This is a genomic window from Pseudomonas sp. LBUM1659, from assembly GCF_059716045.1.
Window position 1 is genome coordinate 1,351,609 of record NZ_CP166797.1, and the last position, 16,309, is coordinate 1,367,917.

Consider the following 16,309-nt stretch of genomic DNA (forward strand, 5'->3'; position numbering starts at 1 on the left):
CAGCGCCTACACAAGCCAGTTCCTACAGTTGTTCTGTTTTGTATCAACCATGCCGCGAATGTTGCTGACTTTGGCGCAAACGCATGTGCAACAGCGGATAAGGCTGGCCCATGCCATCAAACTCGGAGCGGCCGATCACTTCGAAGCCTTGTTTGAGATAGAACCCCAGCGCTTGTGAGTTCTGTTCGTTGACGTCGAGCTTATCGGCATTCAGGTGTTCCAGGGCATAGCGTAGCAACTGTTTGCCCAGACCCTGGCCGCGATGAACCGGATCAATGAAGAGCATTTCGATTTTGCCGGCGGCGACCCCGGCGAACCCGGTGATGCGCTGGCGCGGGTCTTTGGTGCAAATCAGCATCACGGCATCGAGGAAGCGGGTCAGCACCAGTTCCTTGAGCAACTCAATGTAACTGTCCGGCAGAAAATCATGGGTGGCGCGCACCGAGGCTTCCCAGACTCGGGTGAGTTCTTCGTAGTCACTGTGTTTCGGTGTGTGGATGACCGAATGATGGCGCATGGCCGGATGCCCTATGTGCGGTTAATTATGCGAGTCCTTTCTCCCCCAAACGATAGACGTAAAAAAGCCCCGCATCTCGTCAAGAGAGCGGGGCTTTTCGTATTTTTTGCGTTTAGATCTGTTCAGCCCACAGGTCGTATTCGTCGGCGTCGGTCACTTTGCACCAGACTTTATCGCCTGGTTTCAGGTTGCTGCCGTTGTCGATGAACACGTTGCCGTCGATTTCCGGGGCATCGAAGAAGCAGCGGCCGACCGCGCCTTGCTCGTCGACTTCATCGACCAGCACTTCGATTTCACGGCCGACGCGCATTTGCAGGCGCGCCGAGCTGATGGCCTGTTGGTGCGCCATGAAGCGGTCCCAACGGTCCTGCTTGACATCGTCCGGCACGATGGCCGCGTCCAGCAGGTTGGCCGGTGCGCCTTCGACTGGCGAATACTGGAAGCAGCCGACGCGATCGAGTTGCGCTTCGGTCAGCCAGTTCAGCAGGTATTGGAAGTCTTCTTCGGTTTCGCCCGGGAAGCCGACGATGAAGGTCGAACGGATGATCAGGTCCGGGCAGATCTCGCGCCAGTTCTTGATGCGCGCCAGAGTCTTGTCTTCGAAGGCCGGGCGTTTCATCGCTTTGAGGACTTTCGGGCTGGCGTGCTGGAACGGGATGTCCAGGTACGGCAGGATTTTCCCGGCGGCCATCAGCGGGATCAGCTCGTCGACGTGCGGGTACGGGTAAACGTAGTGCAGACGCACCCAGACGCCGAGGGTGCTCAGGGCTTCGCAGAGTTCGGTCATGCGGGTTTTCACCGGCGCGCCGTTCCAGAAACCGGTGCGGTATTTCACGTCGACGCCGTAAGCGCTGGTGTCTTGCGAGATCACCAGCAGCTCTTTGACGCCGGCCTTGACCAGGCGCTGAGCCTCATCGAGCACGTCACCGACCGGGCGGCTGACCAGTTTGCCGCGCATCGATGGGATGATGCAGAAGCTGCAGCTGTGGTTGCAGCCTTCGGAAATCTTCAGATAGGCGTAGTGGCGCGGGGTCAGCTTGATGCCTTGTGGCGGCACCAGGTCGATCAGCGGGTTGTGATCCTGACGCGGCGGCACGGCGTCGTGCACGGCGTTGACCACTTGCTCGTACTGCTGCGGACCGGTCACGGCCAGCACGCTCGGGTGTATCTTGCGGATGTTGCCTTCTTCGACGCCCATGCAGCCGGTCACGATGACCTTGCCGTTTTCCTTGATGGCTTCGCCGATCACTTCCAGCGATTCAGCCTTGGCCGAGTCGATGAAGCCGCAGGTGTTGACCACCACGACATCAGCGTCCTGATAGGTGGACACAACGTCATAGCCTTCCATGCGCAGCTGGGTAAGGATGCGCTCGGAGTCGACCAGTGCTTTGGGGCAACCCAGGGATACGAAGCCAACTTTTGGATTGGCCGGCGCAGGAGTGGTGGACATGTCTAACCTCGGTATTTGTGACGCCTCCAGCCGAAGACGGCAAGGCGACAAACGGGCGCTTGGCGTCCTGCCTCGTGAATACGCTGCTTTTTGACGAGAGACTGTTGTTGCCAGGCAAGGCGCCGCGCCGAGTCATAGCTCGCTATGGCGAGAAGCGGCAACGCAGCATGGCAACAACAGGCACCGTCAAAAAACAGCAGTGATTCGCGAGGCAGGACGCTTTGCCTCTGATCAAAAAGTGCGCAATTCTAGCGATGAGTCGCTCACTTGACCAGCTTTATGCAGGGAAATACGACGAGTGCTGCGCTATGCTTCGCGCCGTTAGGCTTTATCGAATTTTTACAGTCAACAAAACGTCTGTAACCATAGGTAAAACAGCGCATGCTGCGTGGCAAAGCATAGTGCTTCTTCCAAAGAAGTCCGGTCTGGGTAGTAGGAGTGGTGGATGGGTCAGGCAAGTAGTCAGGCAGCTAGCGCGGAGCATTCGGCGACGAAGCCGATCGGCATGCTGGTCGCGGCGGTTGGGGTGGTTTACGGCGATATCGGCACGAGCCCGCTGTACACCCTCAAAGAGGTGTTCTCCGGCGGTTACGGTGTGCCGGTCAACCATGACGGCGTGTTGGGGATTCTGGCGCTGATCTTTTGGTCGCTGATCTGGGTTGTCTCGATCAAGTACATGATGTATGTCCTTCGCGCCGACAACCAGGGTGAAGGCGGGATCATGGCCTTGACCGCGCTGGCTCGACGGGCCGCGGCGGGGCATCCGAAGTTGCGAGGTTTTCTGGTGGTCTGCGGGCTGATCGGTGCGGCGCTGTTCTATGGCGACAGCATGATCACCCCGGCGATCTCCGTGCTCTCGGCGATTGAAGGCCTGGGGCTGGCCTTCGAAGGCATCGACCATTGGGTCGTCCCGCTGTCGTTGATTGTGCTGGTGGCGCTGTTTCTGATCCAGAGTCACGGCACCGCGCGCATCGGCATTCTGTTCGGGCCGATCATGGTCACCTGGTTTGTAGTGCTGGGGGCGCTGGGCGTCTACGGCATCCTGCAACACCCCGAAGTGCTGCAAGCGATGAACCCGGTCTGGGGCGTGCGCTTTTTCATGGACCATCCGGGCATGGGCGTGGCGATTCTCGGTGCGGTGGTGCTGGCACTGACCGGCGCCGAAGCGCTGTACGCCGACATGGGCCACTTTGGTCGCAAGCCGATTGCCCGCGCCTGGTTCATCCTCGTGTTACCGGCGCTGGTGCTGAACTACTTTGGTCAGGGTGCGCTGCTGCTCGGTGACCCGGAAGCCGCGCGTAACCCGTTCTACCTGTTGGCGCCAAGCTGGGCGCTGATTCCGTTGGTGGGCTTGTCGACACTGGCCACGGTGATCGCCTCGCAAGCGGTGATTTCCGGTGCGTTCTCCCTGACCCGTCAGGCAATCCAGCTCGGCTACATTCCACGTATGCACATTCGCCACACCTCCAGTGCCGAACAAGGCCAGATTTACATCGGTGCGGTGAACTGGGCGCTGATGGTCGGTGTGATCCTGTTGGTGTTGGGCTTCGAATCCTCCGGTGCCTTGGCTTCGGCCTACGGCGTGGCGGTGACTGGCACGATGCTGATGACCACGATCCTGGTATCGGCGGTGATGCTGCTGCTGTGGAAGTGGCCACCAGTGCTCGCGGTGCCGCTGTTGCTCGGTTTTCTGCTCGTCGACGGTCTGTACTTCGCCGCCAACGTGCCGAAAATCGTCCAGGGCGGTGCGTTCCCGGTGATCGCCGGTATCGTGCTGTTTGTGCTGATGACCACCTGGAAACGCGGCAAGCAACTGCTGGTCGAACGCATGGACGAAGGTGGGCTGCCCCTGCCGATTTTTATCAGCAGTATCCGCGTGCAACCGCCGCATCGCGTGCAAGGCACCGCCGTGTTCCTGACCGCGCGCCCGGACGCTGTGCCGCACGCGCTGTTGCACAACCTGCTGCATAACCAGGTGCTGCATGAGCAAGTGGTGCTGCTGACCGTGGTCTACGAAGACATCCCGCGCGTACCGCCTACCCGACGCTTCGAGGTCGACTCCTACGGCGAAGGGTTCTTCCGGGTGATCCTGCATTTCGGCTTCATCGACGAACCGGACGTGCCGCAAGCGTTGAAACTGTGTCACCTCGATGACCTGGACTTCAGCCCGATGCGCACCACCTACTTCCTCAGCCGCGAGACGGTCATCGCCTCCAAGCTCGAAGGCATGGCGCGCTGGCGAGAGGGGCTGTTTGCGTTCATGTTGAAGAATGCCAATGGCAACTTGCGGTTCTTCAATTTGCCGTTGAACCGGGTGATTGAGCTGGGTACTCAGGTAGAAATGTAAGCCCCAACAAAAAGCCCCCGTTGCCGTGAAGGTAGTGGGGGCTTTTTTGTGCCCGAACACATAACTTGAAGTCGACGGAGACTCAATGTGGGAGCGGGCTTGCTCGCGAATGCGGTGAGTCAGTCGATATCAATGTTGAATGTAAATCCGCCTTCGCGAGCAAGCCCGCTCCCACATTAGATTTGCGGTGTCTGGGGACTTACTTGCTTCGGGGCAACTCTTCTTCGGATTCGGTCTTCGTCCGGGCAGGTCGCGGGGTTAACACCTTCAGCACATCATCAATGACTGCCTTACCCATCGCCGTAAGGTAATGCGCCGCCGAGGCGTGGCGGTCGGTGTCTTTTGCGTAGGCGGCATCCTCGGCGAATGATTTGCCGAGGAAGAGGAGGTCGGAGGCTTGGGCTAATGCTTCGACGATGGGGACGCCGGCGCGGACGTTGAATAGGGCTTGATCCGAGCAGTAGATGAGAGGGGTGAAGCCGATGGTTTTTAGTTCTGAAATCGCGGAAGCATCAATTTTAGTCATGTCTATTCCCTAAGCTTGAGGAGCTGCCACGTTCGTTTCCAAGCGAATGGGTGGCAGCTGTGCGCAGGTTGGAAAACCGGGAGCCTAGGAAACCGGCACGTCCGAAGACGTCCCACGCACAGCCACCATGACACTAGATTGCAGCCGTGAAGGTCTGCGGTCATGTTGGGCACGTTGTTGCTATTCGCTCGTCGGGTTTCCAATCCCGATCGCTGAATGGTCAGCGACGTCCGGAGAGTATCCCGTCGAAGAAAAGCGCAACAAGGCGGCAAAGTGCCCAAAAGCGAAATTCGGAGTTTGCCTACAAGGTCTGCGGGCGTCATCCGATATTGCGACACGATAAGTTAAACGAAACTAAACGTGGTGAGGGATTAGATAAGTCGCTGCAGTTTCGCGTTGATGCAAATATCGAAAGGTCTTGACGGTTCAATATTTCCAATGAGACAAGTGTCCACGTTTTATGGAATGTGGACACTTGGAGTTCCTGGCTTCATGAAGAGTCAAGACATTTTGCTTTTGTTCAAGATGGTCAGCCTGCACGCCCAGGAAGAAAATCTCTTGGGGAGGATGGAGTCTGAGTCGAATTCGAACACGGTTGAGGAGTTGTTGAAGCCCCAGCAGATAAATCGAATGACGGCAGGTGGGCGAGTGGGGCAGTCGCTAGTCACCTACCCCGCTGAGGGTCAAGAAACTGCATTCCACCGCCAGGCGCCCGACTCATCCTTGGGTGATGAGGATGGCTGGGAAGGGTGGTCGGAGTCTGTGCCTTCTGCATCGCTGGCGAGCTGGAGCGAAGGCTACTCGTTGCGTGCGTTGTCTGCGTCTCTTGGGTTAAGCAAAAGCGAGGTTTCAAACGCTATAGCCAGGTGCCGTGAGTCCGGATTGCTCTCCAATGACTACGACACCGGGCTCCCGAAAGTTAATCGGCGGGAATTGCTGAAAATAACCGAGCATGCTCTGAAATACTTTTTTCCCGTGAAACCGGGCGCGATGGTTCGCGGGATTCCAACCGGCTTCGCTGCCCCTGCGCTGTCCAAAAGCATCAAGAGCGCTGGCGGGTTGATTCCGGTTTGGCCTGATGCACTCGGAGCTGAGCGTGGTCAGGCGATAGAGCCTCTCTACAAGACGGTGCCGGAAGCGGTGAAGCGGGACAGGATCCTTTATCACTATCTTGCGCTGGCTGATGCGATCCGTCTTGGTGGTCCGCGAGAGTGCGGTGTCGCGATTAACATTCTAAAAGCAGGGATGGGTCTGAAATAACATGTCATCAAACGCTGATCACAACTACGAGCTCATCGAATTTGTTGCAGACGGCTTGGGGGCGGCGTTTCTCTCTGAGGTTGCTTTTGTCGGCGGTTGCACCACAGCCATGCTGGTTACTGATACTGCTGTGCTGGACGACATTCGTTTCACCGATGATGTTGACTTGGTGATCGAACTGGCAGGCATTAGCGCCTGGCAACACCTGATCGAGCGGCTGGCAGCCAAGAACTTCAAGATCACTGGTGAGGATGAAGTTAACTGTCGTTTCCGCTTCAACGACGTCGTCGTTGATGTGATGCCTTCTGACCCCGCGGTTCTCGGATATGCCAACCGTTGGTTCGTGGAGGGGCTGGCGAAAGCCGAGAAATTTGCGTTGCCCAGTGGGACCGTCATCCAGATATTTAAACCGACCTACTTTCTTGCGACGAAACTAGAGGCGTTTAGCGGTCGCGGTGGGGGCGACCCTTATCACAAAGATGTTGAAGACATCCTCATCTTGATTGATGGTCGTACAGAGCTTTTGGAAGAGGTTCGCCAGGCTGAGCCTGAGCTCAAGGGATTCATCACCTCTGGAATTCGAGAACTCATGGTGCTCCGTGGTATCGACTACGTGATTGAAAGTTCGGGCTCGGTGCAGGCCAATCCGGATAGAGGTCGGATCATTTACATGCGTATGAAAGACCTGAGCAACGCATGAGATACATCACCAGATCGGTGACAGGACAGACCAGGAACGCCAATCATGATTCTGCTGGCGCTCGCTGTGACGGTGGTAGTGGGCTGTTCGTCGTTACGGATGGTACGTCGAAGCCCGGCAGCGGCCAGTTGGCTGAATGCTTCGTAAATGGTGTTTTAGCGGCCTACCCGAAACACATGGATCGAGGGGGCGACCTCACTGAGTACGGAGCAGTTGAGCAGCTACTTGGTTCTGTGCTGACGGAGCTTCACCCCACGTTGTTTGCGAAACAGACCGGGAGCATGTGTTACCTGATCGGTTTCGCTGCTCATGGAAAGCTCACGCTGGCGTATGAGGGTGACTGTTCGTGCGGTGTAGTGACATCGGCAGGCGCAATTGATTGGATTACGCAGCCCCACTGCAAGGCCAATTGGAGGCGTGACCGTTCGCACCGTGAGTTGGCGCAAGATCCCGCTCGAAACCGGGTAACCCGATGCCTGAAGCAAAATCGTGCCCCGGACCCTGACTTTGTATTTCACCCATTGGCTGTCGGTGAGCGACTGGTGTTCGTAACCGATGGTTTCTGGGCGGAGTTAACGGAGTCGCAGCAAAGCAGCTTGTTGGCAGCACCGGATAGCGACTTTATCGCTGTTGAAGATGACGTAACGTGGATAGATGTTCAGCTTTAATCTGGAAGTACTTCACGTCTGTAAATGTGAAAAAAAGCCCCCGCAACCAAACAGCTGCGGGGGCTTTTTTGTGCGCGACGCTCAGATTACTCCTGAACCGTCGCCTCTACCTTGGCCTGCCGCTTGACGATGATATCCACCAACCGCTGTGCCAGTGCCGGATAGTTCTCGTCGAAGTGATGGCCGCCAGGCAGTTTCATTGCTTCGCCCACGGCGGTCTTGTCAGTGCAGCCGCTCTCGTCGACTTCTTCTTCACCGTAGATGCACACCACTTTCTCAGGTGGCAGCTTGGCCATTTCCGGGCCGGTGCCGGCTTCTTTGCCGGCGTTGCCGAGCCAGCCTTCGACTTCGATTTCGAAGCTGCCGGTGCGGGCGAAGGCCAACAGGATAATGGCGTCGACGCGTTGCTGTTCCGATTCGGCCAGGCGGTTGTAGATCGCCGGCAGTACGTCGGCGCCGAACGAGTAGCCGGTCAGGATGAAGCGCTTGGTGCCCCATTTCTGCCGGTAGTGCTGCATCAGTTCGGCGAGGTCCAGAGCGCTTTGCTCAGGGCTCTTGTGCTGCCAGTAGTAGCGCAGGGTGTCGATGCCGACCACCGGATAACCGATCTTGGCCATCTCGCCCGCTACGTCACGGTCAAGGTCGCGCCAGCCGCCGTCACCGGAGAGGAACAGGGTGACGGTGTCTTTGGCTTGGCCAGCCGGTACTTCGACAACAGGGATTTGCAGGCCGCCGGCGGCTTTGTCGCCGCCGACGAGGATTTTGCGCAGTTCGTTGTTCAGGACTTGCGGCAGGTTGATGTCGTAGTCGCTGATGCTGGTTTCGGCGTTGGGTTGATCGCGCACGAAGCCGGCGCTGGTGTCGTCCGGGTTGTCGTTCCACGCCACCAGCCAGTGGCCGTGAGCAGCGGTTTTCGGCAGCAAGTGGGTGCAGCCAGGTTTTTCCAGGGCCAGGTCGACGGAGATGGCCTGAGCCTTGTCATTCTTCTGTTCGGACAACCAGCGCCAGGCCAGCACGGCGCCGGGGCCGATACCGCTGACCAAGGTTGCCGGGCCTTTGAGTTCTCTCAAGCCCGATTGCAATGCGCGGCTTTGCAGCAGGCAATCTTTGGGCAGAATGACTTGAACAATCTGCGCCGAACCGGAGCGGCTCAATGTCATTAGCTGTTGATCGCTGAGCTTCTGGTCTTCGTTGACCGCCACCAGCACTTGAGCCTTCGGCGTGGTGCCGGGAATCACGCGGGTCATCGCGGCGCCATCGGCCGGCGTCAGCTGTTCGAGCGTCGGTGCCGGTGCCGGGCGTTTCAGGTACCAGAAACCGCCACCGAGAATCAGGGCCAGCACTACCAGTGTGGCCAGTACGTACCGCAAGGAGCGTTGAATCATCAGCGTTTCACCAATCCAGTCAAGCCGCCCGCAATCAGGGCAGCAGTATCGGCCAGGGCAACCAGCGGATCGAGTCCGGCGGGCACGGCCATATAACGGGGTTCCCAGTCAGGCTGGAACTTGTCTTTGAAGCGGCGCAAGCCTTGGAAGTTGTAGAGCTGCTCACCACGGCGGAACACCATCGAGCCCAGACGCTGGGTCAGCGGTGCACCACGACGGGGTTGCAACCCCGACAACGGCACCATGCCCAGGCTGAAGCGCGCGTATCCATGTTTTTTATAATGTTGAATCAGGCCGACCATCATGAATTCCATGGTCAGCTTCGGCGCGTCCGGGTGTGCACGCATCAGGTCGAGGCTCGCCAGGTCATGGCCGTAGGTCTCGAGCAGATTGGCGAATGCCACCGGGCGTCCTTCGAAACGGATCACCGCGATGCGGAAGTGCTTGAGGTAGTCATCGCTGAAACGGCCGAGCGAAAAGCCTTTCTCGCGCACGTTCTTGCCGGTCAGCCAGGCATCGGAAATGACCTTGAGTTCATCCATCGGGGCGTGGCCCGGCTCAAAGATCTCCAGCGACAAGCCATCGCGGGTGCCACGGTTCCAGGTGTAACGCAGGTCTTTCATCTCTTTGCCCTTGGCTTCGAGATCAAAGCGATGCAGATCGACCCGGGCTTCTTCGCCGAGCTTGATCGCGGTCAGGCCGATGTCCATGTAGTACGGCAGGTTCTCGGCGCGCACTTGATAGAACACGGGGCGGGCGTGGTGGACGTCGCAGAGGTCGCGGAACTGCCAGATCATCTCGGCCCGTTGTTGCGTCGGACCAATCGGGTCGTACAGCGCCACCAGGCTGCGTCCACGGCGGGCGTACATCAGAAACGCCTCGTCGTTAGGGTGGAACAGCAGCGCCTTGTCACCGGTCAGGGCCAGGCCACCATCCGGTTGGGCGGAAGCCATGAGGATTTTTACAGCGCGGTCCAGTTCATCCGGTGTCGGCAGGTGAATGACTGGGCGGGCGGTGCGCAGCAGCCACGTCAGGGACACCACGACCAGCAGCACGGCGGCACCCAGCAGCGAGCGCAAACCACGCGGCGCATCGGCATCGAGGGTGAACTGCCACCAGAGTTGATGGCTGTACGGAACGTCCTGATACGCAAACAGCAGCAACCAGATCGAGGCGCCCAGCACGCACAGGCTGGACACCAGATACAGCGGCGAGAACGGCAGTTCGGTGAGGCGGCTCGGGCGATAGAACGAGCGACGGAACACCCCCAGCAGGCTGGCGGTGAGGGTCATCAGGCAGGCTTCTTCCCAGTCAAACCCCTTGAGCAGGGAGAGCAGGGCGCCAACCAGCAACAAAATAGTGGTCAGCATCCAGGCGGCAGACAGGCGTCGACGCAGGCCTTGAGCCAGCAACAGGCACAGCACGCCGATCAGGCTGGCGCCGAAGTGCGAGGCATCGACGAGGCGATGGGGGATCAGAAAACCGACGTGTTCCAGGCGGGTGTCGATTTCCGGGGTCACGCCAGAAAACAGCAAGACCACGCCGGACAGGAACACCAGCAACGCCAGAATCGGTGCCGCGAGGCCGGACGCTGCGCGCAGGGACTGACGCGACTGAAACAGGCGCTGGCCTTCGTTGATCAGCAGGAACAGGCAGGCCACCAGCAGGGGCAACACCACATAGATCAGTCGATACAACAGCAGGGCGGCGGCCAGTGGTGCCGCGCCGAGCGAATCGGCAAAGGCGGCCAGCAGGATCGCTTCGAATACGCCGACCCCGCCCGGCACGTGGCTGAGCACGCCCGCGGCCAATGCCAGCAAGTACACCAGCAGGAAGGCGCCGAAGGGCGGTGCTTCTGGCAGTAACAGATAGAGCACGGTCGCGGCGGCAGCCACGTCCAGGGCGGTGATGATCAGTTGCAGGAAAGTCAGGCGGCGGCCGGGCAGGCGCAAGGTGCGGCGGCCGACTTTGACCAGCAAGTTGTCAGGTGAGGGCTGTTCCGGCAGACGACGGCGGTAGATGCCGATGGCCAGGACGCTGAAGAGCAGCAGGACTGCCGCCGCAATCGCACCGAGCAATGTCTCGGACAGCCCCAAGGCAGTAGAGGCTGCAGTCAGGTTGCTGAGGGTTGCCAGGGCGGCCAGCGGTGGCAGGGCGCAACCGAGCGACAGGCTGGCAAACAACGTCATGTGAGCGACTTCTGAAGCCCCCAGTCCATGACGTGCATATAAACGGTAACGAACCGAGCCACCCGAAAGCATTGAAAGGCCAATGGCATTGCCGATCGCAAAGGCCGTGAACCCCCCGAGCGCCAAAATTCGAGGCGCCAGCGTCACGCCCGCATAGCGGCTGGCCGACCACTCGTAACCCAACAGAATAATGAAGCCGGCCACGGTCGCACCCAAGGCGCCCAGCAATGCCGGTTTCGGGACTTCCAGAATCGAGTCATGCAAAGCGTACAGATCGAGTTCGCTCAACAGGTGACGGCAGGCAATCAGCGCGATAGCGAACAACAGCAGAGTGACCGCCAGGCCGATGGGCTGACGATATTTGCTGATCAGATCGAGCAGGCGCAAGCGCTCGGCCTTGATCGGCTGTGTCGCTGTGACGGTGTCTTGTGGATCAGACGAGTTGGCGCGCATCAATCACCTCTTGGATCGTGCGCGACAGGATGGAGGTATCGAGCCAAGTTACCAATCCCTGTAGATAAAAATAATCACGAATATTAATGCCTCTCACCGGGTTCCGGCGATGGTGCGTCTTGAGTCGTAGAGGGGGGGCTGCCTGAGTTCCAGCATAGTCTGGACTCAGCAGTTTGAAGATCCCTGACGCTTCCCGGCACTGTGACAGCTCATTGTTGCGAAAGGACTTTTTCGGCAGATACAAAAAAGGCCACTCTTTCGAGTAGCCTTTTTTGATGTTTGGTTGCGGGAGCCGGATTTGAACCGACGACCTTCGGGTTATGAGCCCGACGAGCTACCAGACTGCTCCATCCCGCGTCTGTGTGGCGGCATTCTACAGGCGAACGGCGGAGTGTCAACCGTTAATCCCAAGATGGGTCAAATAAGTGTAAATGAGCGGCGAACGGTCGTAGGGGAGAGCTAAGTTTCGGAAATGAAACGATTTCTCATTTCGGGTCGCTTAAGCGTAAGTGCGTCATTTCTTCGCGCGTGCCTACAAAACAGGCACGCACAAAAAAGGCCACTCTTTCGAGTAGCCTTTTTTGATGTTTGGTTGCGGGAGCCGGATTTGAACCGACGACCTTCGGGTTATGAGCCCGACGAGCTACCAGACTGCTCCATCCCGCGTCTGTGTGTCGGCATTCTACAGAGGATCGCTGGGGTGTCAACCTCCAATATTGGAAAAACATGTTCCTGTTCAACCGCTTAGCTTGAAAACTGGGTGAGGTGAATGGCTGTAAGGCAGGCGTGGCAAGGCTTTCAGATCTATTGGCAGGTTGCGTTCGATTGAAAAAATAAATGCATGGCGTACTTTCCTACGGGTGAAAAAGAACATTCCGAGTACTGGTGCTATATACAGGTGTCGGTGAGATACTGCCTATCTGACTCGCCAACGCTCCTTTTCTTCGTCACGAACTGCGCTTTTATATGACCCAGCGAAAAATCATCCACGTCGACTGTGACTGCTTCTACGCCGCCATCGAGATGCGTGACGACCCGCGCCTGGCCGGTAAACCGTTGGCAGTGGGTGGTTCGGCGGATCGACGGGGGGTGATCGCGACCTGTAACTATGAAGCGCGGGCCTATGGCGTACGTTCGGCCATGTCTTCCGGGCATGCGTTGAAGCTGTGCCCGGACCTGACCATCGTCAAGCCGCGCATGGAGGCTTATAGAGAAGCGTCGAAGGAAATTCACACGATCTTTCGCGATTACACCGACATGATCGAACCGCTGTCCCTCGATGAGGCCTACCTCGACGTATCGGACAGCGCGCATTTCGGTGGCAGTGCTACGCGTATCGCCCAGGACATTCGTCGGCGAGTGTCCAATCAATTGCACATCACCGTGTCGGCCGGTGTGGCGCCGAACAAGTTTCTGGCCAAGATCGCCAGTGACTGGAAAAAGCCCAACGGCTTGTTCGTCATCACCCCGGATCAAGTGGAAGACTTTGTCAGCGGCTTGCCGGTGAGCAAGTTGCACGGTGTGGGTAAAGTCACTGCCGACAAGCTAGGCAGGCTCGGCATCGTTGAATGCTCGCATTTACGCGAGTGGGACAAATTGGCGCTGGTGCGCGAATTCGGCAGTTTCGGCGAACGACTCTGGAGCCTGGCCCGTGGGATCGATGAGCGTTTGGTCCACAACGACAGTCGTCGGCAGTCGATCAGTGTTGAAAACACTTATGACGTGGACCTGCCGGATCTGGTGAGCTGTCTGGATAAATTGCCCGAACTGTTGGAAACCCTCGCGGGCCGCATGGCGCGAATCGACAGCAGCTATCGGCCGGGCAAGCCGTTCGTCAAAGTGAAATTTCATGACTTTACCCAGACCACGCTGGAGCAGGCCGGGGCAGGGCGGGATTTGGGGAGTTATCAGTTGCTGCTGACCCAGGCGTTTAATCGCGGCGGGAAACCGGTGCGGTTGTTGGGGGTTGGGGTCAGGCTTGAGGATTTGCGGGGTGGGTTTGAGCAGATGGAGTTGTTTGAGCGGTAGTGGCAGGTTTTGATGTCTGGGTGAATGTCAGGCCGCCTTCGACTTGCTCGCAAAGGCGTTCCGACGAAGCTTTTAGCATTTGCTTTTAATTCGGTCCTGGATCAGCTACCAAGCGCCCGGCATTCTTGGTCAACGACTTGAGGAATTCGGTCTGCAACTCGGGGTCGTTGCGCGTCAGTTCGATCAGGCTTTGCTCCAGCTCGCTGGCTTCTTCTTCCAGACCCAGCTCCGACAGGCGCTTGACCCGGTGTACCCACTGGCTCACTTCGTCGTCTTCGAGATCGTCGTAAATCAGCCCGTGGGCTTCGAGCAACTTGCCACGCAAAGAACTACTGACTTCCAGGGATGTGTTGGTGTGCACATCGTCGTTGCCATCTTCGACGCTGATCAGCAGGCGGGTTAAATGGTTGATGTCATGTTCGGCGAACGGGCTGTCCAGCAGATTCACGCGCAAAACGCCGTTTTTGTCGGTGCTCAACTCGAACGTTTCCTTGCCGGCCTTGACCTCCACCGGACGCTCGCTCCATGGCAGGCTCGAATATTCGGTGCGTTTGTCGAGCTGAACTTCGTCGATGCCGGCCAGGTTTTGTTGCGCACGACCGTGAGACTGCACGTTCATGAACGGGTTGAGCCCGGCGAAACCGTAGCTCAGCCAATCCTTGGTCACGCTGTCCGGCAGGTTGCCAAGCGTAAACACGTTGACCACGTTCGCGCCGACACCGGCCACTACAGCCACCGCGCCCAGCGGGATCTCATAGACCTCCCGCCAGGGTTGGTAAGGTGTGTAGCGATCATAGTGGCGAGTGACTTCGAATTCGGTGACTTCGAAGGTCTTTTGCTCGTGGATTTTCACCCGACGTTGCGGCAGATCAAGCACCTTGGGATCACCGACATCGATCTGCAGGCTGTGATCGAGCAATTTGCGCTCGACACGTTCCTCGTGCTCGCTGCGTTGCGACATCTGATTGGCGCAGCCGCTGACCAGCAGGGTGCCGCACAGGGCGGCACCACCGAGGCCTAAGGTGTTTCGCTTGAACATGACTTCTCTATCTGGTGTCAGCGGCGGATACGGGCCTGGAGGAAAGACAGCACGTCGGCGACCGGCAGCGCATGCGCTTCAGGTTCGGTACGGCTCTTGTATTCCAGATTGCCTTCGGCAAGGCCACGATCGCTGACCACGATCCGGTGAGGAATGCCGATCAGCTCCATGTCCGCGAACTTGATGCCCGGGCTGGTCTTCTTGTCGCGGTCGTCCAGCAGAACTTCGAAGCCGGCTGCAGTCAGTTCTGCATAAAGCTTGTCGGTGGCTTCGCGAACCTGTTCGGTTTCGTAGCGCAGTGGCACCAGCGCAACCTGGAACGGCGCAAGCGTGTCGCTCCAGATGATCCCGTTGGCGTCGTTGTTCTGCTCGATGGCGGCCGCCACCACGCGGGAAACGCCGATGCCGTAGCAACCCATTTCCAGGGTGACCGGCTTGCCGTTCTCGCCCAGCACTTCGCACTTCATCGCTTTGCTGTACTTGTTGCCCAGCTGGAAGATGTGCCCGACTTCGATGCCACGCTTGATTTCCAGCGTGCCCTTGCCATCCGGGCTTGGGTCGCCGGCTACCACGTTACGCAGGTCAGCGACGGTCGGAACAGGCAGATCACGCTCCCAGTTCACGCCGAAGTAGTGCTTGTCGTCGATGTTGGCACCAATGCCGAAGTCGCTCATCAGCTCGACGGAGCGGTCGATGATGATCGGCAGTGGCAGGTTCAACGGGCCCAGAGAGCCAGCGCCGGCGCCAATGGCGTCGCGCAGTTCGCTTTCGGACGCCATGACCAGTGGGCTGGCAACGCCTGGCTGGTTGGCCGCCTTGATTTCGTTCAGTTCGTGGTCGCCACGGATGATCAGGGCAATCAGCTTGCCTGGCTCTTCAGCGTGAACCACCAGGGTCTTGATGGTCTTTTCGATCGGCAGGTTGAAACCTTCGACCAGTTGCGCAATGGTCTTGGCGTTCGGGGTGTCGACCAGGCGCAGCTCTTCGGCAGGCAGTGCGCGCGAGGTTTCGCGTGGTACCGCTTCGGCTTTTTCGATGTTCGCCGCGTAGTCGGAGCCGTTGCTGAAGACGATGTCGTCTTCGCCGGATTCGGCCAGTACGTGGAATTCGTGGGAGCCGGCACCGCCGATGGAGCCGTTGTCGGCTTCTACGGGGCGGAACTTCAGGCCCAGACGGGTGAACACGTTGCAGTAAGCCTGGTGCATGCGGTCGTAGGTGACTTGCAGCGAAGGCTGGTCAGCGTGGAACGAATAGGCGTCCTTCATGATGAATTCACGACCGCGCATCAAACCGAAGCGTGGGCGGATTTCATCGCGGAATTTGGTCTGGATCTGGTACAGGTTGATCGGCAGCTGTTTGTAGCTGCTCAATTCGTTGCGCATCAGATCGGTGATCACTTCTTCGTGGGTCGGGCCCGCGCAGAAATCACGACCATGGCGATCCTTGAAGCGCAGCAATTCAGGGCCGTATTCTTCCCAGCGACCGGATTCCTGCCACAGCTCAGCCGGTTGTGTGCTCGGCATCAACACTTCAAGAGAGCCCGCGGCGTTCATTTCTTCACGAACGACGGCTTCGACCTTGCGCATCACTCGCAAGCCCATCGGCAGCCAGGTGTAGAGGCCCGAGGCGAGTTTGCGGATCATGCCGGCGCGCAGCATCAGCTGATGGCTGATCACGACCGCGTCGGAAGGCGTTTCTTTCTGTGTGGCGAGCAAAAATTGACTGGTGCGCATGGTTGGCCGTTGTC

Annotated in this window: 12 protein-coding genes and 2 tRNA genes; 5 read left to right on the top strand and 9 right to left on the bottom strand. The window is 58.4% G+C overall.

The annotated features are described in order from the left end of the window. Window positions 1-43: 43 nt before the first annotated feature. Together ACA048_RS05975 and rimO are read right to left on the bottom strand one after the other, a co-directional pair. Window positions 44-517 (bottom strand): acetyltransferase, encoded by a 474-nt coding sequence (locus tag ACA048_RS05975; protein ID WP_497628328.1) that lies wholly within the window; start codon window positions 515-517, stop codon window positions 44-46. Window positions 518-629: 112 nt separating this feature from the next. Then, window positions 630-1,967 (bottom strand): 30S ribosomal protein S12 methylthiotransferase RimO, encoded by a 1,338-nt coding sequence (rimO, locus tag ACA048_RS05980; protein ID WP_497628329.1) that lies wholly within the window; start codon window positions 1,965-1,967, stop codon window positions 630-632. A 445-nt stretch (window positions 1,968-2,412) separates the two neighbouring features. Here rimO and ACA048_RS05985 point away from each other — a divergent pair, with 445 nt between their 5' ends. Further along, a complete protein-coding gene (locus ACA048_RS05985; protein ID WP_497628330.1) occupies window positions 2,413-4,314 on the top strand; it encodes a potassium transporter Kup in 1,902 nt (633 codons plus the stop codon). 199 nt (window positions 4,315-4,513) lie between these two features. Here the strand turns inward: ACA048_RS05985 and ACA048_RS05990 are convergent, their stop codons facing one another. Then, window positions 4,514-4,840, bottom strand: coding sequence for a DUF3077 domain-containing protein (locus ACA048_RS05990; protein WP_497628331.1), 327 nt, complete (start codon window positions 4,838-4,840; stop codon window positions 4,514-4,516). 492 nt (window positions 4,841-5,332) lie between these two features. Between ACA048_RS05990 and ACA048_RS05995 the strand changes: the two genes are divergently transcribed. Genes ACA048_RS05995 through ACA048_RS06005 form a run of 3 tightly spaced genes read left to right on the top strand, consistent with a single transcriptional unit; the run spans window position 5,333 to window position 7,468 of the window. Next, window positions 5,333-6,100: a MarR family transcriptional regulator gene (locus ACA048_RS05995; RefSeq protein WP_497628332.1), complete on the top strand. Its 768-nt coding sequence runs from the start codon at window positions 5,333-5,335 to the stop codon at window positions 6,098-6,100. Window position 6,101: 1 nt separating this feature from the next. Continuing rightward, a complete protein-coding gene (locus ACA048_RS06000; protein WP_497628333.1) occupies window positions 6,102-6,800 on the top strand; it encodes a hypothetical protein in 699 nt (232 codons plus the stop codon). Beyond that, window positions 6,797-7,468 carry a PP2C family protein-serine/threonine phosphatase gene (locus ACA048_RS06005; protein ID WP_497628334.1) on the top strand — a complete coding sequence of 224 codons (672 nt, stop codon included), beginning with the start codon at window positions 6,797-6,799 and terminating at the stop codon, window positions 7,466-7,468. The genes ACA048_RS06000 and ACA048_RS06005 overlap by 4 nt, the downstream gene beginning before the upstream one ends. Before the next feature lie 86 nt (window positions 7,469-7,554). Here the strand turns inward: ACA048_RS06005 and ACA048_RS06010 are convergent, their stop codons facing one another. The 4 genes from ACA048_RS06010 to ACA048_RS06025 form a co-directional block, all read right to left on the bottom strand. Next, on the bottom strand, window positions 7,555-8,853 hold the full coding sequence (locus ACA048_RS06010) for a virulence factor family protein (protein ID WP_497628335.1): 1,299 nt from the start codon (window positions 8,851-8,853) through the stop codon (window positions 7,555-7,557). Then, a complete protein-coding gene (gene mprF / locus ACA048_RS06015; RefSeq protein WP_497628336.1) occupies window positions 8,853-11,495 on the bottom strand; it encodes a bifunctional lysylphosphatidylglycerol flippase/synthetase MprF in 2,643 nt (880 codons plus the stop codon). Before mprF ends, ACA048_RS06010 begins: the two co-directional genes overlap by 1 nt. Before the next feature lie 280 nt (window positions 11,496-11,775). After that, a tRNA-Met gene (locus tag ACA048_RS06020) sits at window positions 11,776-11,852 on the bottom strand. A 232-nt stretch (window positions 11,853-12,084) separates the two neighbouring features. Then, window positions 12,085-12,161: transfer RNA gene (locus ACA048_RS06025), tRNA-Met, on the bottom strand. A gap of 300 nt (window positions 12,162-12,461) precedes the next feature. Here ACA048_RS06025 and dinB point away from each other — a divergent pair. Further along, window positions 12,462-13,523 carry a DNA polymerase IV gene (gene dinB, locus ACA048_RS06030; RefSeq protein WP_497628337.1) on the top strand — a complete coding sequence of 354 codons (1,062 nt, stop codon included), beginning with the start codon at window positions 12,462-12,464 and terminating at the stop codon, window positions 13,521-13,523. 85 nt (window positions 13,524-13,608) lie between these two features. Here the strand turns inward: dinB and ACA048_RS06035 are convergent, their stop codons facing one another. Then, a complete protein-coding gene (locus ACA048_RS06035; RefSeq protein ID WP_497628338.1) occupies window positions 13,609-14,562 on the bottom strand; it encodes a hypothetical protein in 954 nt (317 codons plus the stop codon). A gap of 17 nt (window positions 14,563-14,579) precedes the next feature. Further along, a complete protein-coding gene (locus tag ACA048_RS06040; protein WP_497628339.1) occupies window positions 14,580-16,295 on the bottom strand; it encodes a proline--tRNA ligase in 1,716 nt (571 codons plus the stop codon). Window positions 16,296-16,309 lie beyond the last annotated feature (14 nt).

Coding starts and splice junctions, on each gene's coding strand:
- ACA048_RS06040 (WP_497628339.1), bottom strand. CDS start 16,295: ATGCGCACCAGTCAATTTTTGCTCGCCACACAGAAAGAAACGCCTTCC.
- ACA048_RS06005 (WP_497628334.1), top strand. CDS start 6,797: ATGAGATACATCACCAGATCGGTGACAGGACAGACCAGGAACGCCAAT.
- ACA048_RS05975 (WP_497628328.1), bottom strand. CDS start 517: ATGCGCCATCATTCGGTCATCCACACACCGAAACACAGTGACTACGAA.
- ACA048_RS05985 (WP_497628330.1), top strand. CDS start 2,413: ATGGGTCAGGCAAGTAGTCAGGCAGCTAGCGCGGAGCATTCGGCGACG.
- mprF (WP_497628336.1), bottom strand. CDS start 11,495: ATGCGCGCCAACTCGTCTGATCCACAAGACACCGTCACAGCGACACAG.
- ACA048_RS06010 (WP_497628335.1), bottom strand. CDS start 8,853: ATGATTCAACGCTCCTTGCGGTACGTACTGGCCACACTGGTAGTGCTG.
- ACA048_RS06035 (WP_497628338.1), bottom strand. CDS start 14,562: ATGTTCAAGCGAAACACCTTAGGCCTCGGTGGTGCCGCCCTGTGCGGC.
- ACA048_RS05995 (WP_497628332.1), top strand. CDS start 5,333: ATGAAGAGTCAAGACATTTTGCTTTTGTTCAAGATGGTCAGCCTGCAC.
- rimO (WP_497628329.1), bottom strand. CDS start 1,967: ATGTCCACCACTCCTGCGCCGGCCAATCCAAAAGTTGGCTTCGTATCC.
- dinB (WP_497628337.1), top strand. CDS start 12,462: ATGACCCAGCGAAAAATCATCCACGTCGACTGTGACTGCTTCTACGCC.
- ACA048_RS06000 (WP_497628333.1), top strand. CDS start 6,102: ATGTCATCAAACGCTGATCACAACTACGAGCTCATCGAATTTGTTGCA.
- ACA048_RS05990 (WP_497628331.1), bottom strand. CDS start 4,840: ATGACTAAAATTGATGCTTCCGCGATTTCAGAACTAAAAACCATCGGC.